Origin of the sequence: Oceanobacillus locisalsi, from assembly GCF_042675985.1 — a bacterium.
In the GTDB taxonomy this organism is placed as follows: domain Bacteria; phylum Bacillota; class Bacilli; order Bacillales; family Amphibacillaceae; genus Oceanobacillus; species Oceanobacillus locisalsi.
The window spans coordinates 30,150-53,705 of record NZ_JBHTKK010000019.1 but is presented as its reverse complement, the minus strand read 5'-3'; the positions used below and the strand labels follow the sequence as shown (position 1 = coordinate 53,705).

Genomic DNA, 23,556 nt, shown 5'->3' with positions numbered 1-23,556 from the left:
TATCGATATAATGTGTTAAAATAAGACACAAATTGAATGGCAGTATATCGTCGTGTTTAGAAATAACCTAGAACATCAGGAGAAAAGAGGGAAGTAACATGGAGCCATTTCAGCAGAAAAGTGAGACAAGACTGCATTTGTCCGCATGGGAAACAGAAATTCCCGGTCTTGTCGCAGGATTTACAACAAAAAATGGCGGTGTCAGTGAAGGAGCCTTCGGGCAATTAAATATGGGGCTCCATGTAGCAGACGAAGAGAAAAAAGTATTAGCAAATCGGCGTATCCTCGGTCGTGAGCTGCATCTACCATTAAACCGATGGATTTGCGGTGAACAAGTACATGGAATAAAAGTGTACCCGGCAGGCAGTGAAGATGCCGGAAAGGGAAGTGTTTCCTATGATTCCAGTATACCCGGAGTTGACGGTCTGCTTATTAATGCAACCGATTCTATCTTGGGAACGGCTTTTTTTGCCGATTGTGTTCCCTTATTTTTTGTAGATCCAGCAGCAAGAATAGCCGGGATAGCTCATGCTGGCTGGAAAGGTACGGTTGGACAAATTGCCTGGGAAATGGTACAAAAATTACAAGAAGCAGGTGCGTCGTTAGAAAATGTGAAGGTCACAGTCGGTCCAAGTATTTCTAAGGAGCATTATATCGTTGATGATAACGTGATTTCGTACTTGACTGAGGAGCAGAAACAAAAATATACAGAGGAAGTATCACCTCATCAATATCTTTTGGATTTAAAAAACCTTAATGTCGATATCCTTGTACAATCTGGCATCTTTCGTCATAATATAGAGGTAACAAAATATTGTACATATCGAGATGAGGAGCTATTCTTTTCGCATCGTCGTGATAATGGAAAAACAGGAAGAATGTTGGGATTTATCGGCTTTGCAGAAACAGAAGGAGTAATGGAGGATTAGAATGGTTGCAGTAAGAGAAAACCTTATGGAAATTCAGGCTGATATCGAACAAGCTGCAGAGAAAGCTGGCAGAAATAAAGAAGATATTCATATTATCGCTGTGACGAAATATGTTACAATAGAACGAGCACAAGAAGCTGTTTCTGCCGGGGTAACAAATCTGGGAGAAAATAGAGATGAAGGCTTTTTAGCGAAATATAAAGAGTTGAGAGATCGTGCTTGCTGGCATTTTATTGGATCTCTGCAATCCAGAAAAGTAAAAGATATCATTCATCATGTTGATTATATCCATTCATTGGATAGATATTCTTTGGCAAAAGAGATTAATAAACGAAGTCAAAAAACCGTTCCTTGTTTTGTTCAGGTGAATGTGAGCGGCGAGGAATCGAAGCATGGATTAGCAGAAGAAGAAGTGGAATCATTCATAAAAGACTTAGCAGCATTGGAACATATACGTGTGGTTGGTTTAATGACCATGGCACCGCATGTTGACAATCCGGAAGATACCCGTCCGCTGTTTAAAAAAATGCGGTTGCTGCGCGACCATATCCAGAAGCAGAACTTCCATCATGCACCATGTGACTATTTATCGATGGGGATGAGTAATGACTATCAAGTTGCTGTGGAGGAAGGTGCGACACATATTCGGATAGGCACCAGGCTGGTCGGCAAAGAATTTTAAAGTGAGGTGCAAAGAATGAGCTTTAAAAAGAAGCTTAAAAATTATTTCACGATGGATGACGAATATGAGTATGAATATGAGGAGGAAGAACAGCCAGAAGAAACCCCCTCTGTTCAGGAGAAAACGGCAGCAGGTAAAAATGTTGTGAACCTTTCCAGTATACAAAATACGAATTCAAAGGTTGTTTTGGCTGAACCCAGAAATTATAATGAAGCACAGGACATTGCAGATAATATTGCGAACAGACGTGCAGTAATCATCAATTTGCAGCGTGTTGACCATCAGCAAGCCAAGCGGATTGTAGATTTTCTTAGCGGAACAGTTTATGCCGTGAAAGGAGATATTCAAAAATTGGGATCAGAAACATTTCTTTGTACACCGGATAACGTAGAGATTACCGGAAGCATTTCAGAAATGTTATATGAACAGGAAGATTATGATAAAGGATGGTAACAGCTGATGTTGGGACAAATCGTTTCACTAATAAGTATAGCTTTGAACATTTATAGCTTTGCATTAATTATATATATTTTTATGTCTTGGTTCCCTGGAGCAAGAGAGTCGCAATTTGGAGAAATGCTTTCAAAAATTTGTGAGCCTTATTTGGAGATATTTCGTAAGTTTATTCCGCCGCTTGGCATGATTGATTTTTCTCCGATTGTTGCGATTATGTTATTGTATTTTGCCAGAATGGGCTTTATGCAGCTTGCAATGATGTAAGATAGAAAGAAAGGGATGACCATGGAAGTTTATCAGCATTTTCGAAAAGAAGAGCAGCCTTTTATTGATCAGGTTCTTTCTTGGAAAGATCAGGTGGAGCGATCGTATATCCCGAAATTGACCGATTTTTTGGATCCGCGTGAACAGGAAATTGTGCAAATGCTTATCGGTGTCAATCAGGATGAATTACAGGTGGAAGCATTTGGCGGTTCTGCGTATAGTGAGCGCAAGAGAATTGTGATTGCCCCTGTGTATGAAACCATCACAGAGGATATGTTCCAAGTAGAGCTGTTGGAGGCCGCTTATCCCGAAAAGTTCGTACATCTGGAACATCGGGATGTTATGGGGGCGTTTATGTCCCAGGGCGTAAAGCGTAAAAAACTTGGTGATATCCTGGTAGCGGATGGAAAAGTTCATTTGCTGGCGGCAAGAGAGGTTGTTCCTTTTATCAAGATGAATTTGACATCGATTAAAAAATCCCGTATATCTTTCAAGGAAACACCACTTACCTCGCTTCTTGCAAGTAAAGAAGCCTGGAAAGAATACGAGAGAACTATTTCATCCTTGCGATTGGATACAGTAGTAAAAGAGATATATGGCATGTCTCGGAAAGATGCGGCTGTATTGATTCAAAAACTTCATGTAAAGGTTAATTACCGGGTAGTGGATGATGTGAAATTCCAAGTGCAAGAAGGGGACATGCTCTCTGTCCGGGGAAAAGGCAGGAGTAAGGTAGCAGCGATTCGCGGGAGAACGAAAAAAGATAAAATCAAAATGACAGTCGCGAAATTACAATAAATAGTGGAAATCCAACCGGAATTATTGAATAATGGAGAAAGAAACAGAAAGCTAAAAAGCACCGATTAGGGAGGTGGAGATGGTGGCATTATCACCATTAGACATTCATAATAAAGAATTTACAAGAGGATTCCGAGGCTATGATGAAGATGAAGTCAATAAATTTCTCGATCAAGTGATGAAAGATTATGAAATTGTCATACGTGAAAGAGATGAACTGGATCAGAAGGCAAAAGAGCTTCAAGAGAGACTGGGGCATTTTACGAATATTGAAGAAACATTAAATAAGTCGATTCTGGTTGCTCAGGAAACAGCTGAAGATGTGAAAGGCAGTGCGGAAAAAGAAGCCAAATTAATAATCAAAGAAGCAGAAAAAAATGCAGACCGTATTGTCAATGAATCATTAAGCAAAGCACGAAAAATTTCCCTGGATGTAGAAGAATTGAAAAAACAAGCAAAAGTATTCCGTTCAAGAATGCGCATGCTCGTCCAGGCACAGTTAGAAATGCTTGGTACAGACGATTGGGAAGAATTGTTTGATACAGAGGTTGATGAAGATTTTGAACTGATGGAACATGAATCGTAAAAACTTGACTTAAATGTATATATTACATATAATTCATACAAGTGTAGCGTTTGTAACATTAGTTTCATATAAAAATGATATGATTTTATAATAAATACGAAGAAAGAGAAAGTATAAAAGGTTATTTTGCCCAAGCGAGTCAGGGATGGTGGAAGCCTGATGCAGAATGCTTTTAGAAAATCACTCTGGAGTAGCTGTTACGAAAATGATGTAGGAACAGCCGGCTGTCCACGTTACGGATATCGAGTGAATTTAATGCCTGTCATTAAATTTATAAGGGTGGTACCGCGAGTCTTCTCGTCCCTTTAGGGATTAGAGGACTCTTTTTGTATTTAAAAACATTATAAAACATTTCAACATGTGATGAACATTACAGGAGGGAATATCTTGGAATATAAACAAACATTATTAATGCCAAAAACAGCTTTCCCAATGCGTGGAAATCTTCCGAATAAAGAGCCGGAGCGCCAAAAGAAATGGGAAGAAAACAATCAATATCAAAAAAATCTGGAACGTACAAAGGATAGACCATTATTTGTCTTGCATGATGGACCGCCATATGCAAATGGTGACATTCACATCGGGCATGCTTTGAATAAAATCTTAAAAGATTTCATTGTCCGTTATAAATCTATGACCGGCTACTATGCTCCTTATGTGCCGGGGTGGGATACACATGGGTTGCCAATTGAAACAGCTTTAGCGAAGAAAAAAGTAAAACGGAAGGAAATGTCTGTAGCTGAATTCCGTAAGCTTTGTGAAGAATACGCGCTGCAACAAATTGACAATCAGCGTACACAATTTAAAAAATTAGGTGTGCGTGGCGATTGGGATGAGCCGTACATTACGTTAACAAAGGATTATGAAGCCTCTCAAATTAAAGTATTTGGTGAGATGGCTCGGAAAGGTTATATTTATAAAGGTCTCAAGCCGGTATACTGGTCTCCGTCCTCAGAATCTGCGCTTGCAGAAGCGGAAATCGAGTACCAAGATAAACGCTCTCCTTCTATCTATGTTTCATTTGAAGTAACAGATGGAAAAGATGTGCTAGATGGCGGCGAGAAAATGATTATCTGGACAACAACACCTTGGACACTTCCTGCGAACTTAGGCATCAGTTTACATCCTGATTTAAGCTATGCGGTAGCGCAAGTGAATGATGAAAAGTATATTGTTGCTGAAGCTTTATTAGAAGATGTGAAAGAAGAATTAGGCTGGGAAGATGTCACTGTTGTGAAGACATTTAAAGGACAGGAAGCGGACCGCGTGGAAGCACAACATCCGTTTTATGACCGTAAATCCCTTGTGATGTTGGGAGAGCATGTAACAACAGACGCCGGAACCGGCTGTGTTCATACAGCGCCGGGTCACGGGGAAGATGACTTTTATGTTTGCCGCCGTTATGGCATCGATGCTTTTTGTCCGGTAGATGAAAAAGGGGTGTTCACCAGTGAAGCACCAGGCTTTGAAGGTTTATTCTATGACGCTGCAAACAAAGTGATTACAGAACAATTAGAGGAAAATGGATCGTTGTTAAACTTGGAATTTATTACACACTCTTATCCACATGATTGGAGAACGAAAAAACCAACCATTTTCCGTGCGACATCCCAGTGGTTTGCGTCGATTAAAGACTTCCGTCAGGATATCCTGGATGAAATCAAACAAGTAAATTGGTATCCGCATTGGGGCGAAACAAGACTCTATAATATGGTAAGAGACCGGGAAGACTGGTGTATTTCCAGACAACGCGCATGGGGTGTTCCGATTCCGGTATTTTACGGGGAAGATGGTACGCCAATCATTAACGATGAAACGATTGCGCATGTATCAGAACTCTTCCGTGAATATGGTTCCAATGTATGGTTTGAGAGAGAAGCCAAAGATTTACTGCCAGAAGGATATACATCTGAGCACAGCCCTAATGGTAAATTCACAAAAGAAGTTGACATTATGGATGTATGGTTCGATTCAGGTTCTTCTCATGAAGGTGTATTGGTAAACCGGGAAGAGCTCGCTCGTCCTGCAGATGTGTATTTAGAAGGCAGTGACCAGTATCGCGGCTGGTTTAATTCATCCTTATCTACATCGGTAGCTGTGACTGGCAAAACACCATTTAAAAATATTATCAGTCATGGTTTTACACTTGATGGAAACGGACGTAAGATGAGTAAATCATTAGGGAACACCGTGGACCCTTCAAAAGTACAAAAACAATTAGGCGCTGATATTTTGCGTCTCTGGGTATCTAGTGTTGATTACCAGGCAGACGTGCGCATTTCGGATGCCATTCTAAAACAGACTTCGGAAAGTTATCGTAAAATCAGGAATACATTCCGTTTCTTATTAGCAAATCTTGCTGATTTTGATCCGAGCAAGGATCGCGTGAAGGATGAAGATTTGGAAGAAGTAGACCGCTATATGCTTCATCGCCTGCAGCAAGTCTTAAAAAATGCACATGAGAATTATGCGCAGTTTGAATTTGCACCGGTTATCAGTCAGGTTCATAATTTCTGTGCTGTTGATTTAAGCTCTTTCTATTTAGATTTTGCGAAAGATATTCTTTATATTGAGGCAGCTGATAATCCGCGTCGCCGCAGTATTCAAACAGGATATTATGAAATCTTAACAGCACTTGTGAAATTGCTTGCTCCGATTATTCCGCATACCACGGAAGAAGTTTGGGAATATATTCCTGGTGTGGAAGCCGAAACAGTTCATTTAACAGACATTCCTGAACCGCGTCAAGTTGTAGGTTCCGAAGAGATTGTCGGAAAATGGGATCACTTTATGGAAGTAAGAGATGATGTTCTGAAAGCTCTGGAAGAAGCTAGAAGTGAAAAAGTGATCGGTAAATCATTGGAAGCAAAGATCACATTAGCGCCGCTTGATGAGCAGACAAAACAGGTGCTTGACAATGTTGCACATCTGCATCAGTACTTTATTGTGTCTGAAGCAGTTGTTACCGGTGAAAAAGGAATTGGTAAAGCATATGATTATGTAGAAGTAAAAGTTGAAAAACATCCGGGTGAAACTTGTGAACGCTGCTGGGTCTCTTCTGAAACCGTGGGCGAAGATCAGAATCATCCAACACTATGCGCAAGATGTGCAAGTGTTGTGGAAGAAAATTATACGGATTAAAGTAAAAAAAGAGCTGGCTTTCTATGAGCTGGCTCTTTTTTTAGGTTACTCCTCCTTTGCACTTTAAAAAGTAACTACCATTCCATAGGAACAGAGGATGATCGTTTCTTCCATAAAGCTGTTGACAAAGAGGAGAAGGTGAGGTGTAAGGCGACCGGTGCGTCGGACCGTTTTGCTTTCCGACGTACAGGACGTACTAGTGCAGACGTTGCAACAGGACGTTGCGACTTTAGTCTGCCTAGGGGCACGCTCTTCAGCTAACTTTTGCCAAGAAGATCGCTTGGCAAAAGTGGATCTTCAGAGGGTGCTGATCCCTCGTCCAGCTACAAGCGTCAAAAACTAGACAACTTCCCGAGAGCGCCCTACGATAAAGAAGACTTAGCGATTGGCAAGCCGGCAGGCGCAGACAGAGCTAAAGTCGCACTTATGCCCCGCGGGTGAAAGTCATCATCCGTTCGTAAACTCACGGTGATTCCTTTATCTCAGTTGCTTCGGTCCAGTTGTTACGTTTTTAAACGACGCTTTCCGCTTTCCTTTCAGGAGTCAAAACGGTCCGCCTCCGCTTGTGGGGTATTCTATGCATGAAATAGATGAACAAATAAACGTAGATCAGACAGAACACATTTTTCGTGGTGCATGGTAAAAATGTTCCGCAATCATTCCTTTCTGTGCATGAAAGCTATTATTCCATCTCGCTTTATTAGGATGTTATTTCTTCCAAACGCTGTAGCATCCTATTAGAGCGCAGGCCAACCACGTAGACTTCTATGGGAACAGGGCGAGCTGAAGCCGTCCCCATGGAAAGCGGAGTGGTTGGCCGGAGCGGAAGCTATACACCATATCCTGTTCAAAAAATAGAACGATGTTTTAACGAAAAGCAAGCATGATAATAGATGTCATGTTCATCCTGGAACAGCAAGGTTTATATGCTTATACTTAGGTGCGCAAGATGAGTTAGGTTATACCCTTTCATAAGAATGATCTATAGTTCATACTCTCCCTGTATAAGAACGATGTTTTCATGGATGGTCAATGGAACCCGCTATTGTTGTGAAACACCTTTTCCATATTCTTTTTCTCCATCGTTGTTCCTTGAAAATTACCAGCAGAAAGGATAAGATAAAGTGAAACTTCCTTCAGTGGAGGGTTCCTTCACCCCCCACTGAAGGTTAGTTGAACGAATCGGGCCGTTACTGGCTGTTGGATCTCCCACTTAGAAATAAAATTTTCATTCATTTTTTGAAGTGGGAGTCTTATAGCCAGTTACACTGCGATAAAAAAGACTTCCTTAGATTGGAGATATGAATATGTGGAGATATTATTTGATTGCCCTTGTCTTAATTGGGATGGACCAATGGACAAAGCGGCTGGTGGCTACAAGAATGGAAATAGGGGAATCGATCCCGGTTATCAATGATTTTTTCTATATTACTTCGCACCGGAATTCTGGAGCAGCGTGGGGGATTCTGGAAGGGCAAATGAGTCTGTTTTATATTATAACGGTAATTGTTATGATTGGGTTGATATACTTTTTACATACACATGGAAAACAGGATCGTCTGATTGCTGCAGGCGTCGGTGTATTGATAGGGGGAGCGGCAGGAAACTTTATCGATCGCATTTTATATCAGGAAGTGGTAGATTTTGCGAACTTCTATATTTTTAATTATAATTTTCCAATATTTAATGTCGCAGATGCTTCCCTGACAATTGGAGTTATCATGGTCATCATTGCGATTATATTAGATGAAAGAAAGCGGGGCAAAGCGAAAAAATGACCGTACATGAACATACAGTAACAGAAACAGAGCATAAAAAAAGGGTGGATAAAATTCTGTCTGATTTATTACAAGACCATTCCCGCTCACAAATTCAAAGCTGGATCGAAACAGGCAATGTAAAATTAAATGGCGAGGCAGTAAAAGCGAATCACAAATGCCTGGCTGATGATGTTATTACTTGGGAAATTCCTGAAACAAAACCGCTTATCCTGGAACCGGAGAATATTCCATTGGATATTGTTTATGAGGATAGCGATTTGCTGGTGGTAAATAAACCTAAAGGGATGGTTGTCCATCCTTCCGCAGGTCATCAGTCAGGAACATTGGTACATGCGCTGTTATATCACTGCACGGATTTATCAGGGATTAATGGTGTGGAGCGGCCGGGAATTGTACACCGGATTGATATGGATACCAGCGGGTTGTTAGTGGTAGCCAAAAATGATTTTTCCCATCAGCACTTATCTGAACAGCTGCAGGAAAAGACATTAAAGCGAACGTATGAAGCAATTGTTCATGGGGAAATTGGTCATGAGACCGGCTTAATTGATGCACCTATCGGCAGAGATCCGAAAGACCGGCAGAAAATGGGAATTGTTGATAATGGGAAACCAGCTGTAACGCATTTTCGAGTGTTAGAACATTTTCCAGAGTATACCCATGTCGAATGTCAGTTAGAAACGGGCAGAACCCATCAAATACGTGTGCATATGCATTATATCGGCTTTCCAATTGTCGGGGATCCGAAATACGGCCGGCGAAAAACCTTGGATGTACAAGGGCAGGCGCTGCATGCGAAGCAATTAGCTTTTATACACCCAAGAACAGAACAGTGGATGACGTTTGAAGCTGCTTCTCCTGCGATTTTTACAGAAGTGCTCGACCAAATCCGTAAAAAGTATTGACAGGCTCCGCATATTCTGACATAATAAGTAACAACAAATGAAGCCCTTTAACAATAGTCCTGTGAGGCTAGGAAGGCTGCGATGAGCAAGTTTACTTACGTTACACGTATGCCCTTTTCCAATAACAGGAAAAGGGCATTTTTCATGTAGAAAGGGGTGGACCGGGTTGAAGAAAAAAACAGAGATTCTTGATGCTGCCGCAATCAACAGAGCATTAACCAGAATGTCTCATGAGATTCTGGAAAAGAATAAAGGCGGAGAAAACCTCATATTAATCGGAATTAAAACAAGAGGCGTTCCGCTGGCCAAAAGTATTCAAGAAAAGATCAAGCAAATTGAAGCAGTGGAAGTTCCATTTGGTGAACTGGATATTACCATGTATCGAGATGATTTAGAGAAAAAAGACCATCTCGAAGATCCGCAAATCAACTCGGTTTCTATTGACATGGATATTACAAATAAACAAGTTATTTTGATTGATGATGTACTTTACACAGGCAGAACGGTCCGCGCAGCGATGGATGCTGTGATGGATGTCGGCAGACCGGCAACTATCCAGCTGGGGGCTTTGATAGACCGGGGTCACCGCGAACTGCCGATTCGGGCTGACTACGTCGGCAAGAATATCCCCACTTCTGAACAGGAAATTGTTGTTGTTCAGCTGAGTGAAGCAGATCAAGTTGATCTTGTTTCCATTTACGAAAAGCATACATGATAACTTTTAATCAAATCCAGAGAGGTTTGAAAGGTTGTTCCAGATAGCGAATGCAGGACATACGTCCGGGTATTCGTCTAGCTCTCTGCAACCTTTGCAGGGAGCTTTTTTACTGACAAATATAAAAATGACACCAAAAGGAGAGATGAATCGTGAAACATTTTATTTCGATGCAACAACTCTCGAAAGAAACCATGAACCAAATTCTTAAAGAGGCTGAATTAATTAGAACATCGCCAAGAACAATTAACAAGCAGCTATTTGCCGCAAATCTGTTTTTTGAACCCAGCACAAGAACGAAAATAAGTTTTGAGGTAGCGCAGAAAAAACTCGGGTTAGACGTATTGGATTTGCATAAAGAAGGTTCCAGTTTGATAAAAGGTGAATCGTTATATGATACAGCAAAAACTTTCGAAGCTATAGGAGCCGATTTCTTAATTGTCCGTCATCCATCTGATTACTGGATGGAAGATATTGAGAAAGAAGGAGAGCTGAATATCCCAGTCATTAATGCGGGTTCCGGCAAAGAAGAACATCCTACCCAATGTATGCTGGATGTACTGACAATGTATCAGGAATTCGGCAGTGTTGAAGGAAGAAAGATTGTGATTGCAGGAGATATTGTTCACAGCCGCGTAGCGAAGTCCAACGCACATGCTTTGGAAAAATTAGGAGCTGAGGTTTACTTCAGTGCAGCACCGGGCTTTGAAGATTATTCTTTGAAATATCCGTACATCACCATGGATGAAGCTGTCGAGATTGCAGACGCGGTCATGTTGTTAAGAATCCAGCACGAACGCCATGTTTTTAAAACCGAAACCGATGATTATCTCTCGCTTTATGGATTAACAATGGAAAGAGCAGCAAAAATGCAAAAACACGCAATTATCTTACATCCAGCTCCGATTAACCGGGGAGTAGAAATCGATACAAGACTGGTAGAAAGTAAACAGTCACGTATTTTTAAACAAATGGAAAATGGTGTCTATGTCAGAATGGCTATTTTAATTCATGTATTAAAAGAATGGGGGATTATTCATGAAAACGAAATTAACGAACGCAAAATGCTTAACATCATCTAATGAATTGGAAAACTGTGAGGTGCTTATCGAAGACGGGAAAATACGTCAAGTAGCACCGAAAGTAACCGAAGAGGTAGATCAACTGCTTGATGCGAAAAATAATCTGGTTGCGCCGGGTTTGATTGATGTGCATATTCATTTGCGCGAGCCGGGCGGGGAATATAAAGAAACCATTCAAACTGGTACACAATCAGCGGCAAGAGGCGGTTTTACAACCGTATGCAGTATGCCAAACACCAATCCGGTACCTGACAGTGAGGCATCTTTAGGAAAGCTCTTGCAAAAAATAGAAGAAGATGCTGTCATCCGTGTTCTGCCTTATGCATCGATTACCAAAGGCCTAAAAGGAGAAGAACGTTCCGATATTAAAGCATTGTTCGACCAGGGTGCATTTGCTTTTACAGATGACGGGGTAGGTATTCAGACAGCGAATCAGATGCTGCAGGCTATGAAAGAAGCAGCGGCTTGCGGTGCAGCTATCGTGGCGCATTGTGAAGATAATTCCCTTGTTTACGCCGGTGTGACACATGATGGAGAAGTAAGCAAACGCTTGAACCTTCCGGGCATTCCATCGTTAAGCGAATCTGTACAAATTGCCAGAGATGTTTTATTAGCAGAAGCAGCGGATTGCCACTACCATGTATGCCATGTCAGTACAAAAGAATCTGTACGTGTTATCCGCGATGCGAAAAAAGCAGGCATTAAAGTAACTGGAGAGGTTTCACCACATCATTTGATTTTAAATGAAACAGATGTCACAGAAAATGATGCGAATTTCAAGATGAACCCGCCATTAAGAGGGAAAGATGATCAGGAAGCGCTGATTGAAGGGCTTTTAGACGGCACGCTTGATTTTATTGCGACAGACCACGCTCCTCATGGCGAAGAAGAAAAAGCAAATGGATTTTTGGGAGCGCCATTTGGCATTGTCGGTTTAGAAACAGCTTTCCCGCTTTTATACACCCATTTGGTACAAAAAAATGTACTGAGCTTATCTGAACTATTAGATAGAATGACGAAAAAACCAGCGGATGTTTTCGGACTTCCATATGGAACGATGGAAGAAGGTGCACCTGCAGATTTAACGATTATCGATTTGGAAAAGACAGCAAAGATTGACAAGTATCAATTTGCTTCCAAAGGGAGAAATACACCTTTCCACGGCTGGGAAGTAACGGGATTACCTGTTATGACAATTGTAAACGGGGAAGTCGTGTTTGAGGAGAAGGTCCATGCGTAAACGTCATTTAATCTTGGAGGACGGGACGGTTTTTGAAGGATACGGTTTTGGAAGTGAAGTGCTTTCTAAAGGGGAAATTGTATTTAACACAGGAATGACCGGATATCAAGAAGTAATGACAGATCCGAGTTATTGCGGTCAATTTGTTACCATGACATACCCTTTAATCGGCAATTATGGCATTAATCGAGATGATTATGAAACGGTAACGCCATTTATTCATGGGATGATTGTTAAAGAGTACAGTGAACAGCCTTCGAATTTTCGAAATGAAGAAACGATCGACAGCTTTTTAAAGGCGAATCATATACCCGGGATCGCAGGAATTGATACCAGAAAATTAACCCGTATTATCCGGAAGCATGGCACAATGAAAGCAGCAATTGTTTCTGCGGAAGAAGATATAGAAAATGCAATAGAAACCGTGAGACATACGGCATTTCGGACCGACCAAGTGAAACAGACTTCGACAAGCCAGCCGTATGTGGTGCCGGGAAGAGGATTTCGGGTTGTATTAGTTGATTTTGGTGCGAAGCATGGTATTCTTCGAGAGTTAACGAAACGTGACTGCCAGATTACAGTCGTTCCTTATAATTATGATGCAGCGGATATTCTTCGTCTGCGTCCGGACGGCATTATGCTGACCAATGGACCGGGAGATCCAAAAGATGTACCGGAAGCCATTGATATGATTCAAGAAATCCTCGGCCAAATACCGATCTTTGGCATCTGTCTTGGTCATCAGTTGTTATCATTAGCCTGCGGGGCGAACACAACCAAAATGAAGTTCGGTCATCGGGGCGCGAATCATCCTGTGAAAGATTTAGAGAATGATAAAACATACTTGACTTCGCAGAATCACAGTTATGCAGTCAATCCGAAATCGCTGGAAAATACGGGACTGACATTAACGCAGACAGCTATTAATGACAATACAGTAGAAGGTGTAAGACATACCACCTATCCGGCGTTTTCGGTGCAGTATCATCCGGAAGCTTCTCCGGGTCCTGAAGATACCAACTATTTATTTGATACCTTTTTAGAAATGATGCAGCAGCAAGTGAAAAAACGGGAGGTTTCTATTCATGCCTAAACGTACAGATATTCAAAAAATTCTCGTGATTGGATCCGGGCCGATTGTTATCGGTCAAGCGGCAGAATTCGATTATTCCGGAACGCAGGCTTGCCAGGCATTGAGAGAAGAAGGTTATGAAGTGATTCTGGCTAACTCCAATCCGGCAACGATTATGACGGATAATACCGTTGCAGATAAAGTATATATGGAACCTTTAACGGAAGAATTTTTAACAAAAATTATTCGAAAAGAACATCCGGATGCGATTTTGCCTACACTGGGCGGCCAGACCGGTTTGAATCTAGCCATGGAACTGGTTCGCAAAGGAATCTTAGAGGAGCATCATGTGCAACTCTTAGGAACTGCTCCATCATCGATTCAAAAAGCGGAGGATAGAGAATTATTCCGTACGTTAATGAATGAATTACATGAACCGGTACCGGAAAGTGATATTGTCCATTCGGTGGAGGAAGCTGTTGCATTTGCAAATGAGATTGGCTATCCGCTGATTGTACGCCCGGCATACACGCTCGGCGGCACAGGCGGAGGAATGTGCTACAGCGAGGAAGAGTTGAAAGAAATTACATATAACGGTCTCGCCCTTTCTCCGGTTCATCAGTGCCTGGTGGAACGAAACATTGCAGGCTTTAAAGAAATAGAATATGAAGTGATGCGTGACCATAAGGATCAGGCCATCGTTGTTTGTAACATGGAAAATATCGATCCGGTCGGTACACATACCGGAGATTCGATTGTGGTTGCCCCGTCACAAACATTAACGGACCGTGAATATCATTTGTTACGGAATGCTTCGCTAAAAATTATCCGTGCTTTAGAAATTGAAGGAGGCTGTAATGTTCAGCTGGCGCTGGATCCATACAGCTTTCAATACTATATCATAGAAGTAAATCCGCGTGTCAGCCGTTCATCTGCACTGGCATCGAAAGCAACTGGTTACCCGATTGCCAAAATTGCTGCGAAAATCGCGGTCGGCTACACATTGGATGAAATCATTAACCCCATTACGGGTAAAACATATGCCATGTTTGAACCGGCATTAGACTATGTCGTAACGAAATTCCCGCGTTTCCCATTTGATAAATTTACTTCCGGAGACCGCCGTTTAGGGACACAGATGAAGGCGACCGGAGAAGTGATGGCGATCGGCCGGAATTTAGAAGAATCCTTGCTGAAAGGCGTCCGCTCGCTGGAAATGGGTACCGAAGAGCTGTACCTGCCAAAAGCGGAAGAACTGGAAGAGGAGACATTGGATCAACGCTTAAAACGTCCAGATGATGAACGTATTTTTCTGTTAGCGGAAGCATTGCGCCGCGGCTATTCAGTGGATAAAATATTTGATATGACAAAGATTGACCGCTTCTTTTTAAACAGTTTGAATAAAATGATAGAAATAGAAAAAACGCTAGTTGACAATAAGCATGATGTCCCCGTGCTCAAAGCAGCTAAAGAACGGGGCATTGCAGATGTGCAGATTGCCAGACTATGGGGCATTTCTGAGGATGAGGTATATGCATTAAGAAAAGAAAGCCATATCTTCCCTGTTTATAAAATGGTAGATACTTGTGCGGCAGAATTTGAATCAGAAACACCTTATTTCTACAGCTCTTACGAAACGGAAAACGAATCAGAAGTGACGAACCGCAAGAAAATCTTAGTGCTTGGCTCCGGCCCCATTCGAATCGGACAGGGCATTGAATTTGATTACGCGACGGTACATTCTGTATTCGCCATTAAAGAGCTTGGTTATGAAGCTATTATTATGAATAATAATCCAGAAACGGTATCAACTGATTTTACGATTTCGGATAAACTATACTTTGAGCCGCTGACTTTGGAAGATGTCATGCATGTGATTGAGCTGGAAAAACCGGAAGGCGTGATTGTCCAGTTCGGCGGACAAACAGCGATTAACCTGGCAGATGGGCTGGAACGACGCGATGTAAAAATTTTAGGCACTGACCTGGAAGCCATTGATCGTGCAGAAGATCGGGATAAATTTGAAGTTTTACTAGACGGTCTGGACTTGCTCCGGCCGCAGGGAAAAGCTGTACCAAGACTGGATCAGGCAGTGCAGACAGCGAATGACATTGGTTATCCGGTGCTGGTCCGGCCTTCGTATGTTATTGGCGGCAGCCGTATGGAAATTGTATATAATGAAAAAGAACTGGATAATTATTTAGCAAAAACAGCTGGTGCTGACTCGGCACATCCGATTTTAATTGATAAATATGTAACAGGAATGGAAGCAGAGGTAGATGCGATCAGTGATGGAGAAACAACGATTATTCCCGGAATTATGGAGCATATCGAACGTGCAGGGGTGCACTCCGGCGATTCTATGGCTGTCTATCCGCCGCAGCGATTGAGTGAAACGGTGAAAGAAAAATGTTTAGATGCAGCCGTGAAAATTTCCCAATCACTTAACGTAAAAGGACTTATCAATATTCAGTTCATTATCCGTGAGGAAGAAGTGTATGTCCTGGAAGTGAATCCAAGAGCCAGCAGAACAATTCCATTCTTGAGTAAAATTACTGGCGTCACAATGGCCAATATTGCAACGAAATGTATTCTGGGTGAAAAATTAGCTGACATGGGCTATGAGACCGGTATTTTACCGGAACAAGACCTTGTTTCTGTCAAAATTCCGGTATTTTCCTTTGAAAAATTACGCAGTGTAGATACCATTCTTGGGCCGGAAATGAAATCTACCGGGGAAGCAATCGGTTATGATAAAACATTAGAAAAAGCATTGTACAAAGGACTTGTGGCATCTGGATTAAAAGTCCCGCAAGAAGGCGGTGTGTTATTAACTGTCGCGGATAAAGACAAGGCTGAAATTTTGGAAGTGGCGGAACATTTCCATCAACTTGGATTTATTCTTTATGCAACACAGGGTACAGCTGCTTTTATTCGGGAAAAAGGCGATATTCCTGTTATGCAAGTAGGAAAAGTCGGTGTAGATGAGCCGAATGTTCTTTCCATTATTGAAGAAGGAAACGTCCAATTTGTTATCAATACACTGAATTCTGGGCAAAAACCAAGATCGGACGGCTTCTTAATCCGCCGGCAAGCAGTGGAACACGGTATAGCATGTCTGACCAGCCTGGATACCGTCAATGCAATTATCAATGTTATTGATTCAACGACATTTATAGCACAGTCTATGGATAGAAAAAAGGTGAAACAATCATGAAGAAAAGATATGAAATGAAAGTATTAACGGTGGATACGATTGCGAAAGAAACGATTGAGATGACCTTGTATCAACCGGAAATCAGTCAACAGACTGTGCCAGGGCAGTTCTTGCACTTGCTTGTTCCCGGTTTTACATTACGGAGACCGATTTCGATTGCAAAAGTACATCCGAAAGAAGGAACAGTAACCATTTTATTTAAAATAGTCGGCGATGGAACAAAAGCTTTAGCATCCTACCACCCGGGAATGAATGTGGACGTACTTGGCCCGAGTGGAAATGGTTTTTCTATAGAGGATGTAAAAGAAGGAGAGCGTATCCTGTTAGTAGGTGGAGGAATCGGGGTTCCTCCCATCTACCACCTGGCCAGACGTTTAAGTGAAAAGAATGTAGAGCTGGTGGCTGTACTGGGATTTCAGTCAAAGGATTATGTCTTTTATGAAGATGCATTCAAGGAGATCGCAGAAACGTATGTTGTTACCAATGATGGTTCTTATGGGCATCAAGGGTTTGTGACCCATGTATTCCCTGAAGTGGGCAAATTTAATCAATATTTCAGCTGTGGCCCGCTGCCGATGCTCCGTGCCGTGACTACAGAATTAAAAGATACAACAGGAAAAGTGTCGCTTGAGGAACGAATGGGCTGTGGTGTCGGTGCTTGTATGGCTTGTGTGCTGCCGACAGTGGATAATAGCTACAAGAAAATTTGCAGTGACGGCCCCGTATTTTCTGCGCAGGAGGTTATTTTATGAACTTGGAAGTAACATTACCTGGTCTAACATTAAAAAATCCAATTATGCCGGCATCCGGCTGTTTCGGTTTTGGCAAAGAATATAGTGAATTCTATGACTTGAGCCGATTGGGCGCTGTCATCATGAAGGCGGCGACGCAATTTGAACGTCCCGGAAATCCTACGCCCCGTGTTGCAGAAACTGCCTCTGGCATGTTGAACGCAATCGGGCTGCAAAATCCCGGTGTAGAACGGATTATTGCTGACGAAGTTCCAAGACTGGCCGGATACGATACATCGATTATTGCGAATGTGGCAGGAAGCTTTTTAGAGGAATATGTTTTTGTTGCAGAAGCATTTAACGAGGCTAAAGGGGTTCAAGCATTAGAATTAAATATATCCTGTCCCAATGTAAAAGAAGGCGGTATTCAATTTGGAACAGATCCAGAAATGGCTAAAAAAGTAACGGCAGCAGTGAAAGAGGTAAGTAATCTTCCTGTTTATGTCAAGCTGTCACCGAATGTGTCCAACATTGTAGCAATGGCTAAAGCTGTGGAAGAGGCTGGTGCAGATGGATTGTCCATGATTAATACCTTAACAGGGATGCAACTGCATTTACCAACTGGTAAACCATTGATTGCCAATCAGACAGGCGGATTATCCGGTCCGGCCATAAAACCGATTGCGATTCGGATGATTTATGAAGTGCGGCAGCAGGTATCTATACCGATTATCGGCATGGGGGGCATCTCTGCAGCAGAAGATGTGCTGGAATTTTTGCAGGCTGGGGCAGATGCTGTCGCAGTCGGAACAGCAAATTTCCAGAATCCTTTTGCATGTGTCGATATAATAGAGGCCCTTCCGGAAACGTTAACGAAGTATCAATATACTTCTGTGCAAGATGTGATAGATAGAAGGAGTGTACACGTATGAGCGTTTTTGTCGCTTTAGATTTTTCAACATGGACAGAAACAGAACAATTTTTAAAAAGAAATGATTTAGCCGGAGTTCCTGTGAAATTAGGCATGGAACTCTTTTATCGTGAAGGGCCGGCTATTATTGAAAAGCTGCAGGCAGATAATCATTCGATTTTCCTGGATTTAAAGCTTCATGATATTCCAAATACCGTGCATCAGGCAATGAAAAATATTGCTTCTTTGAACGTAGATGTCGTAACGATTCATGCAATGGGCGGAAAGGAAATGATTTATCAGGCAAAGCAGGGACTGGCAGGTTCCTCCACCAAGTTGATGGCTGTGACCATACTTACGTCCATGGACAATACGGTGTTAGAGCAGGAGCTTGGCTTGCCGGGGAATGTAGAAGCGAACGTTATCCGTTTTGCATCTTTGGCAAAAGAAGCAGGAGCTGATGGAGTAGTCAGTTCTGTCCATGAAGTGCCGATGATTAAAGCGCATTGCGGAGAAGATTTCTTATCTATAACCCCCGGCATCCGGTTATCCGATTCTTCCCAGGATGATCAGAAACGGGTAGCAACACCGGAAGAAGCCAAACAGCAGGGCAGCGATTTTCTGGTGGTTGGCAGAAGCATTACCAAAGCGGAAAATCCGAGAAAAGCATATGAGCAAGTAATGAAGGAGTGGCAGCATGGAAAATAACATAACAAAAGACTTATTAGCAATCGAAGCCGTACAATTAAATGCAGATAACTATTTCACATGGACATCCGGATTAAAATCTCCTATTTATTGTGATAATCGTTTAACCATGAGCTATCCTGCTGTCCGCAAAAAAATTATTCATGCATTTGCAGAGATGGTGAACAAGAGTGCTGTCCAGCCGGAAGTTATTGCCGGCTGTGCAACTGCGGGTATTCCGCATGCAGCTTGGCTGGCGGAAGAACTTGACTTGCCAATGGTCTACGTGCGTTCCAAACCAAAAGGCCACGGAAAAGAAAACCAGATCGAAGGAGTATCCGTACAAGGGAAAAAGGTTCTCGTTATTGAAGACTTGATTTCCACCGGCGGATCATCTATTCAATCTGCTGCAGCACTGGAACAGGACGGAGCTGACATTACAGCAATATACTCCATTTTCTCTTATGGACTTCCAAGAGCGGAAAAAGCGTTTGAAGAAGCTGGATATACACATCAATCGATTACCGGATTTGATCAATTGTTAGAACTGTTGATAGAAGAGAATAAACTGACGGAAAAGGAAAAAGAGACTGTGCTTGCTTGGAGAAGTGAACTGTAGGAATATAAAAGGGCGTGATTCTGAAAAGAGGATCATGTCCTTTTTGTGTGAATAATATAAATAATCCGGAATCAAGCAAGGTATTATTAAATTACAGTCTTGTTATTTGAAAATGAAGTATGATCAATAATATTACAAATTAAAGAAAAGAAAACAAAAAGAAATTGTTATACAATAGGAATAAGGAGGAATTCTGTGAAAGTTATATATAAAATAATCTATCCAAACGATAAAATATATATTGGAAAAGACCTTACTGATAGTATTAATTACTTTGGAAGTGCAAGTAATAAATTAATTGAAAAAGACTTTACTAGAGAAGAACGAAAGAGTTTTACAATACGAAAGCAAATACTGTGGGAATCAGAAACAGCCACGGATAAAGAAGTTAATCAAAAAGAGGTAGAGTATATAAAAAATTATAGATCGAATAATCCGAGTGTTGGCTATAATCAGTGGCCGAAATTCAAATCAACATAAAACAAAACTTCACTCAGTGGGAGTTTTCTTTACTACCACTGAATGATTTGTTGAGTGATTTCAGGGAGTTAGCGCCCGTTATCTTACATAAATCTTTTCTCACTCTTTATTTGGAGGCAGGAGTTTAACGGACGCTATGGAAAATATTACGCTTTCCTTGGGCGTGTGCTCTATCTTCTAAAAAAAGAAGTTCGCTTTTTTCTCTCATTTCCTCCACATACTAATCCATTCATCAATGGAAAAGGAAAGAATCGTATTTGCTTGCTTTTCCAAACGTATTGACTGTTGTAGTTTTTCATCTGCTGTTTCAATTAAATCAGTGACCTGCCTGCGTTCTTCCTCTGTATTTAACGTGCGGTCCAGCCAATCCTGAAAAGGGAGTTCTTTTATCCGGATATCCTCTTGCAGAAGGGTAAAGGAATCGTTGGAAAAGAGCTGTTTCCATTCGGAAATCTTCTTGGCCCGTTCATGACTTGGATCACGCATGGCCTCCAGCTGATTGTAAAATTGATCTTCCGCTTCATCTTCCGGAGCAACATTATCCACAAATAGAAACTTTCCGCCAGGTTTTAAAACGCGGTACACTTCTTGACTAAACTTTTCCGGGCGCGGAAAATGATGAGCAGCAATCCGGCAGGTGATGATATCCATGGAATCGTCGAGAAAAGGGAGTTCTTCTGCATCAGCAATAATCAATAATATGGTATCGGTTTCATCCTTAGTGAAACTGTTTCGTACATTTGCCAGCATCGACGGGGTTAAATCGGTGGCAATGACTTGTTTGGCGAATGGGGCTAAGGCTTTTGCGACCTGACCGCCGCCTGTTGCGATGTCTAAGATCGTTTGGTCACCTGAGGGGCTCAGCCATTCTACAATTTTTTGTAAAGCTTCCGGATTGCTGTGTACCTTGCTGTTGACGTACGCATCATTCCTTTGGGTAAATAACGATTGATTCAATAACTTTTTATCCATCCACATTCTTCCTCTCTTGTTTTCATTACAAAACGAAAATTTCTTCCCTAAGCTTGCATTGTGTTTTTTTGCTGTCATCCATCATGAAAAAACGCTTCTTAATCAAATATTATATGATATAATCGAATAAGTAAAATACTATATTTTAATCAAAATTGATAACCTATTGTTATAGGAGTGTTTTTTATGCGAATGGATGATTACGAAATCCTTTTACAGCTTTATGAAATTGGCACGATCAGAGGAACGGCAAAAGCAATTCTTATATCCCAGCCCGCTGTGACACAACGTTTAAAATACATGGAAAACTACTTCGGGGAAGAGATATTTATCCGGACATCGAAGCGATTATTGCCGACGCCTGCCGGGGAGCGCATTATCCAGCATGCCAAGGAAACGGTGGATAAGGAGCGGCAATTTAAAAATCGATTGGCAGAGTCAGGGGAAGAAATACAAGGAACGCTGTCTATTGCTTGTTCTTCGTTAATCAGCCAGCGTTATTTGCCGGAAATTTTAGGAGAATACACAGCGGCTTATCCGAAAGTAACGATTGATTTAGTCACCGGAATCAGTGAAGATATCCGGAGAAATCATAAGCAGTACCATGTATGTATTATCCGCGGTGAGACATTAAAAGAAACGACCTCCATGCATTTGTTTGATGACCCGCTTTATATTTTCGATACCGAGCCTTTTCCGGAAAAAGAGGTGAAGGAAAGACCAATCATTTCCTTTAAAAGTGATGACAGCATGCATGAACTGGTCGACAGCTGGTTATTTGAACAACAGCATGATATTAAGCCGCAGAAAAAGATGACTGTAGACCAAATTGAAACTTGTAAACAATTTATGAAACAGGGAATCGGGATGGCTGTATTGCCGGGCAGTGTGTCTGACCATTTGAAAGAGCACTATCCGTATGTGCCTTTATTTGTGAAAGATCAAGCGTTGACCCGCGATACATGGGCTTGTTTTCAGGAAGGCATCCGTCAGCTGCCGCAAGTCGATCATTTTCTCCGTCTGCTGGAAAGCTATGATTTTATCACGGAGAACCGCTCGTAAAAAATCCCGCTGAATGAAGTATTGTTTGATTGTTGATAAAAAATAGAGCATCTTTTTTTAAAAAAATGTTTAAAGCAAATCCATAACGGAAATAGTACCTTTAGATAAAATAAAAAAGGAGCAGTGATTGCAATGAGTAATGTTATTTTCAGTTCGAAAGCTACCGCGCAGAACGGCAGAGATGGTCATGTGAAATCGGATGACGGACTTATTGATGTGAATTTAGTCAATCCGGCTGGAGATAAATCCGGAGAAAAAGGCTCTAATCCTGAACAGCTCTTTGCTGCAGGTTATGCAGCGTGCTATGATGGCGCCCTTAATTTAATGGCATCCAATAAAGGGAAAAATATTTCATCCGAAACAACAGCAGAAGTGCATTTTATGAAAGACCCTGCTGATGACGGCTTTAAAATTGGAGCAACGTTGCACATTAAAATCGAAGGCGTAACGCAAGAAGAAGCTGATGAGCTCGCAGAAGACGCACATCAATTCTGTCCTTACTCCAAAGCGACCAGAGGTAATATTGACGTAGAATTAAAACCGACAGCAGTTTAAAAGTATATTTCTTATAAAAAAAGTTCCAGCTGATTCATGCTGGAACTTTTTTATGAAAAATATGGACGCTAAAATCGTCATCACAAACTCTTCCGTCTAACATTACCAGTTCTTCATTCCTTCTTGCAGCGAAACCATTTCCTCTGCCAGTGCTTGTATCCGATCCAAGACACGTTCATCTTTTATTTCATCTCCGTCCATATTAAATGCACTGTTATGGACAAAGACATTTCCAGTTGGAACTAAGCCTTTAAAATAAGACAGAATCGACCGCAGATGGTATTCCATCACGAGGAAATGACGATCGGACCAGCCGGTTGCAATCATGCCTGTCACTTTTCGTTTGAATGCAAATTCCGGCAAATGATCCAACAGATTTTTTAGTGACCCTGGAATAGAAGCCTGATAAATTGGTGTTCCGAAAACTAGGAAATCAGCAGATGTAATTTTTTTAACGATATCCCAGGTATCCTCATTATAGTCTGCTAATGGAGCGCCGTTAAAGAAGTCAATTTCATAATCCCGTATATCAACCAATTCTGTTTTCAGGCTGGGATTGGCGCGCTTAGCGTTCACTAAAACATGGTTTACTGCAATAGCTGTTTTGTCCCCGGCAGGAGCGCCTGATATGCCTACAAGTTTCATATATTTTAACCTCTTTTCCGGATGAAT

Annotated in this window: 23 protein-coding genes and 1 other annotated feature; of the genes, 21 read left to right on the top strand and 2 right to left on the bottom strand. The window is 41.6% G+C overall.

The window, feature by feature from the left end; translation table 11 throughout:
• Positions 1-98: 98 nt before the first annotated feature.
• The 19 genes from pgeF to ACFQ19_RS14420 all read left to right on the top strand — a co-directional run bounded on the left by pgeF (position 99) and on the right by ACFQ19_RS14420 (position 20,295).
• Entirely contained in the window at positions 99-929 is an 831-nt protein-coding gene (pgeF, locus tag ACFQ19_RS14510; protein ID WP_379593277.1) for a peptidoglycan editing factor PgeF, read from the top strand.
• A 1-nt stretch (position 930) separates the two neighbouring features.
• Complete coding sequence (locus ACFQ19_RS14505) at positions 931-1,611, top strand: YggS family pyridoxal phosphate-dependent enzyme (protein ID WP_379593275.1); 681 nt, start codon at positions 931-933, stop codon at positions 1,609-1,611.
• 15 nt (positions 1,612-1,626) lie between these two features.
• Positions 1,627-2,064, top strand: a complete 438-nt coding sequence (locus ACFQ19_RS14500) for a cell division protein SepF (RefSeq protein ID WP_379593273.1) — start codon at positions 1,627-1,629, stop codon at positions 2,062-2,064.
• Between the two features lie 6 nt (positions 2,065-2,070).
• The gene (locus ACFQ19_RS14495) at positions 2,071-2,331 is read left to right on the top strand and encodes a YggT family protein (protein ID WP_379593271.1); all 261 of its coding nucleotides are present in this window, start codon (positions 2,071-2,073) and stop codon (positions 2,329-2,331) included.
• A 15-nt stretch (positions 2,332-2,346) separates the two neighbouring features.
• The gene (locus tag ACFQ19_RS14490; RefSeq protein ID WP_379593269.1) at positions 2,347-3,129 is read left to right on the top strand and encodes a YlmH family RNA-binding protein; all 783 of its coding nucleotides are present in this window, start codon (positions 2,347-2,349) and stop codon (positions 3,127-3,129) included.
• A gap of 82 nt (positions 3,130-3,211) precedes the next feature.
• Entirely contained in the window at positions 3,212-3,715 is a 504-nt protein-coding gene (locus ACFQ19_RS14485; RefSeq protein ID WP_379593267.1) for a DivIVA domain-containing protein, read from the top strand.
• Positions 3,716-3,805: 90 nt separating this feature from the next.
• Positions 3,806-4,023 (top strand) — a binding site (T-box leader).
• Positions 4,024-4,102: 79 nt separating this feature from the next.
• Positions 4,103-6,856 (top strand): isoleucine--tRNA ligase, encoded by a 2,754-nt coding sequence (ileS, locus tag ACFQ19_RS14480; RefSeq protein WP_379593265.1) that lies wholly within the window; start codon positions 4,103-4,105, stop codon positions 6,854-6,856.
• A gap of 1,307 nt (positions 6,857-8,163) precedes the next feature.
• Complete coding sequence (gene lspA, locus ACFQ19_RS14475; protein WP_379593263.1) at positions 8,164-8,634, top strand: signal peptidase II; 471 nt, start codon at positions 8,164-8,166, stop codon at positions 8,632-8,634.
• Entirely contained in the window at positions 8,631-9,542 is a 912-nt protein-coding gene (locus ACFQ19_RS14470) for an RluA family pseudouridine synthase (RefSeq protein WP_379593261.1), read from the top strand. Before lspA ends, ACFQ19_RS14470 begins: the two co-directional genes overlap by 4 nt.
• 166 nt (positions 9,543-9,708) lie before the next feature.
• On the top strand, positions 9,709-10,257 hold the full coding sequence (pyrR, locus tag ACFQ19_RS14465) for a bifunctional pyr operon transcriptional regulator/uracil phosphoribosyltransferase PyrR (RefSeq protein WP_379593259.1): 549 nt from the start codon (positions 9,709-9,711) through the stop codon (positions 10,255-10,257).
• A 152-nt stretch (positions 10,258-10,409) separates the two neighbouring features.
• Complete coding sequence (locus ACFQ19_RS14460; protein WP_379593257.1) at positions 10,410-11,339, top strand: aspartate carbamoyltransferase catalytic subunit; 930 nt, start codon at positions 10,410-10,412, stop codon at positions 11,337-11,339.
• Entirely contained in the window at positions 11,296-12,579 is a 1,284-nt protein-coding gene (locus tag ACFQ19_RS14455) for a dihydroorotase (protein WP_379593255.1), read from the top strand. The genes ACFQ19_RS14460 and ACFQ19_RS14455 overlap by 44 nt, the downstream gene beginning before the upstream one ends.
• The gene (locus ACFQ19_RS14450) at positions 12,572-13,672 is read left to right on the top strand and encodes a carbamoyl phosphate synthase small subunit (protein WP_379593253.1); all 1,101 of its coding nucleotides are present in this window, start codon (positions 12,572-12,574) and stop codon (positions 13,670-13,672) included. The genes ACFQ19_RS14455 and ACFQ19_RS14450 overlap by 8 nt, the downstream gene beginning before the upstream one ends.
• Entirely contained in the window at positions 13,665-16,868 is a 3,204-nt protein-coding gene (gene carB, locus ACFQ19_RS14445) for a carbamoyl-phosphate synthase large subunit (RefSeq protein ID WP_379593251.1), read from the top strand. Before ACFQ19_RS14450 ends, carB begins: the two co-directional genes overlap by 8 nt.
• Positions 16,865-17,620 carry a dihydroorotate dehydrogenase electron transfer subunit gene (locus tag ACFQ19_RS14440; RefSeq protein ID WP_379593249.1) on the top strand — a complete coding sequence of 252 codons (756 nt, stop codon included), beginning with the start codon at positions 16,865-16,867 and terminating at the stop codon, positions 17,618-17,620. Before carB ends, ACFQ19_RS14440 begins: the two co-directional genes overlap by 4 nt.
• Entirely contained in the window at positions 17,617-18,531 is a 915-nt protein-coding gene (locus ACFQ19_RS14435; protein WP_379593247.1) for a dihydroorotate dehydrogenase, read from the top strand. Before ACFQ19_RS14440 ends, ACFQ19_RS14435 begins: the two co-directional genes overlap by 4 nt.
• Complete coding sequence (pyrF, locus tag ACFQ19_RS14430; protein ID WP_379593245.1) at positions 18,528-19,217, top strand: orotidine-5'-phosphate decarboxylase; 690 nt, start codon at positions 18,528-18,530, stop codon at positions 19,215-19,217. Before ACFQ19_RS14435 ends, pyrF begins: the two co-directional genes overlap by 4 nt.
• Positions 19,207-19,815: an orotate phosphoribosyltransferase gene (gene pyrE, locus ACFQ19_RS14425; protein ID WP_379593243.1), complete on the top strand. Its 609-nt coding sequence runs from the start codon at positions 19,207-19,209 to the stop codon at positions 19,813-19,815. Before pyrF ends, pyrE begins: the two co-directional genes overlap by 11 nt.
• A gap of 195 nt (positions 19,816-20,010) precedes the next feature.
• Positions 20,011-20,295, top strand: a complete 285-nt coding sequence (locus ACFQ19_RS14420) for a hypothetical protein (protein WP_379593241.1) — start codon at positions 20,011-20,013, stop codon at positions 20,293-20,295.
• Positions 20,296-20,499: 204 nt separating this feature from the next.
• On the opposite strand, the gene ACFQ19_RS14415 is transcribed toward ACFQ19_RS14420, so the two are convergent.
• Positions 20,500-21,267 (bottom strand): class I SAM-dependent methyltransferase, encoded by a 768-nt coding sequence (locus ACFQ19_RS14415; protein WP_379593239.1) that lies wholly within the window; start codon positions 21,265-21,267, stop codon positions 20,500-20,502.
• Between the two features lie 186 nt (positions 21,268-21,453).
• Here ACFQ19_RS14415 and ACFQ19_RS14410 point away from each other — a divergent pair, with 186 nt between their 5' ends.
• Complete coding sequence (locus ACFQ19_RS14410; RefSeq protein ID WP_379593237.1) at positions 21,454-22,329, top strand: LysR family transcriptional regulator; 876 nt, start codon at positions 21,454-21,456, stop codon at positions 22,327-22,329.
• Between the two features lie 132 nt (positions 22,330-22,461).
• Positions 22,462-22,884 (top strand): organic hydroperoxide resistance protein, encoded by a 423-nt coding sequence (locus ACFQ19_RS14405; RefSeq protein WP_379593235.1) that lies wholly within the window; start codon positions 22,462-22,464, stop codon positions 22,882-22,884.
• A gap of 102 nt (positions 22,885-22,986) precedes the next feature.
• Here the strand turns inward: ACFQ19_RS14405 and ACFQ19_RS14400 are convergent, their stop codons facing one another.
• Positions 22,987-23,529 (bottom strand): NADPH-dependent FMN reductase, encoded by a 543-nt coding sequence (locus ACFQ19_RS14400; RefSeq protein WP_379593233.1) that lies wholly within the window; start codon positions 23,527-23,529, stop codon positions 22,987-22,989.
• Positions 23,530-23,556 lie beyond the last annotated feature (27 nt).

What these genes read in the sequence shown, in the direction of transcription:
- ACFQ19_RS14410 (WP_379593237.1), top strand. Translation starts at nt 21,454, where the DNA reads ATGCGAATGGATGATTACGAAATCCTTTTACAGCTTTATGAAATTGGC.
- pyrF (WP_379593245.1), top strand. Translation starts at nt 18,528, where the DNA reads ATGAGCGTTTTTGTCGCTTTAGATTTTTCAACATGGACAGAAACAGAA.
- ACFQ19_RS14455 (WP_379593255.1), top strand. Translation starts at nt 11,296, where the DNA reads ATGAAAACGAAATTAACGAACGCAAAATGCTTAACATCATCTAATGAA.
- ACFQ19_RS14405 (WP_379593235.1), top strand. Translation starts at nt 22,462, where the DNA reads ATGAGTAATGTTATTTTCAGTTCGAAAGCTACCGCGCAGAACGGCAGA.
- ACFQ19_RS14470 (WP_379593261.1), top strand. Translation starts at nt 8,631, where the DNA reads ATGACCGTACATGAACATACAGTAACAGAAACAGAGCATAAAAAAAGG.
- ACFQ19_RS14500 (WP_379593273.1), top strand. Translation starts at nt 1,627, where the DNA reads ATGAGCTTTAAAAAGAAGCTTAAAAATTATTTCACGATGGATGACGAA.
- pyrE (WP_379593243.1), top strand. Translation starts at nt 19,207, where the DNA reads ATGGAAAATAACATAACAAAAGACTTATTAGCAATCGAAGCCGTACAA.
- lspA (WP_379593263.1), top strand. Translation starts at nt 8,164, where the DNA reads ATGTGGAGATATTATTTGATTGCCCTTGTCTTAATTGGGATGGACCAA.
- ACFQ19_RS14435 (WP_379593247.1), top strand. Translation starts at nt 17,617, where the DNA reads ATGAACTTGGAAGTAACATTACCTGGTCTAACATTAAAAAATCCAATT.
- carB (WP_379593251.1), top strand. Translation starts at nt 13,665, where the DNA reads ATGCCTAAACGTACAGATATTCAAAAAATTCTCGTGATTGGATCCGGG.
- ACFQ19_RS14505 (WP_379593275.1), top strand. Translation starts at nt 931, where the DNA reads ATGGTTGCAGTAAGAGAAAACCTTATGGAAATTCAGGCTGATATCGAA.
- ACFQ19_RS14400 (WP_379593233.1), bottom strand. Translation starts at nt 23,529, where the DNA reads ATGAAACTTGTAGGCATATCAGGCGCTCCTGCCGGGGACAAAACAGCT.
- ACFQ19_RS14495 (WP_379593271.1), top strand. Translation starts at nt 2,071, where the DNA reads ATGTTGGGACAAATCGTTTCACTAATAAGTATAGCTTTGAACATTTAT.
- ACFQ19_RS14490 (WP_379593269.1), top strand. Translation starts at nt 2,347, where the DNA reads ATGACCATGGAAGTTTATCAGCATTTTCGAAAAGAAGAGCAGCCTTTT.
- ACFQ19_RS14450 (WP_379593253.1), top strand. Translation starts at nt 12,572, where the DNA reads ATGCGTAAACGTCATTTAATCTTGGAGGACGGGACGGTTTTTGAAGGA.
- ACFQ19_RS14415 (WP_379593239.1), bottom strand. Translation starts at nt 21,267, where the DNA reads ATGGATAAAAAGTTATTGAATCAATCGTTATTTACCCAAAGGAATGAT.
- pgeF (WP_379593277.1), top strand. Translation starts at nt 99, where the DNA reads ATGGAGCCATTTCAGCAGAAAAGTGAGACAAGACTGCATTTGTCCGCA.
- ACFQ19_RS14440 (WP_379593249.1), top strand. Translation starts at nt 16,865, where the DNA reads ATGAAGAAAAGATATGAAATGAAAGTATTAACGGTGGATACGATTGCG.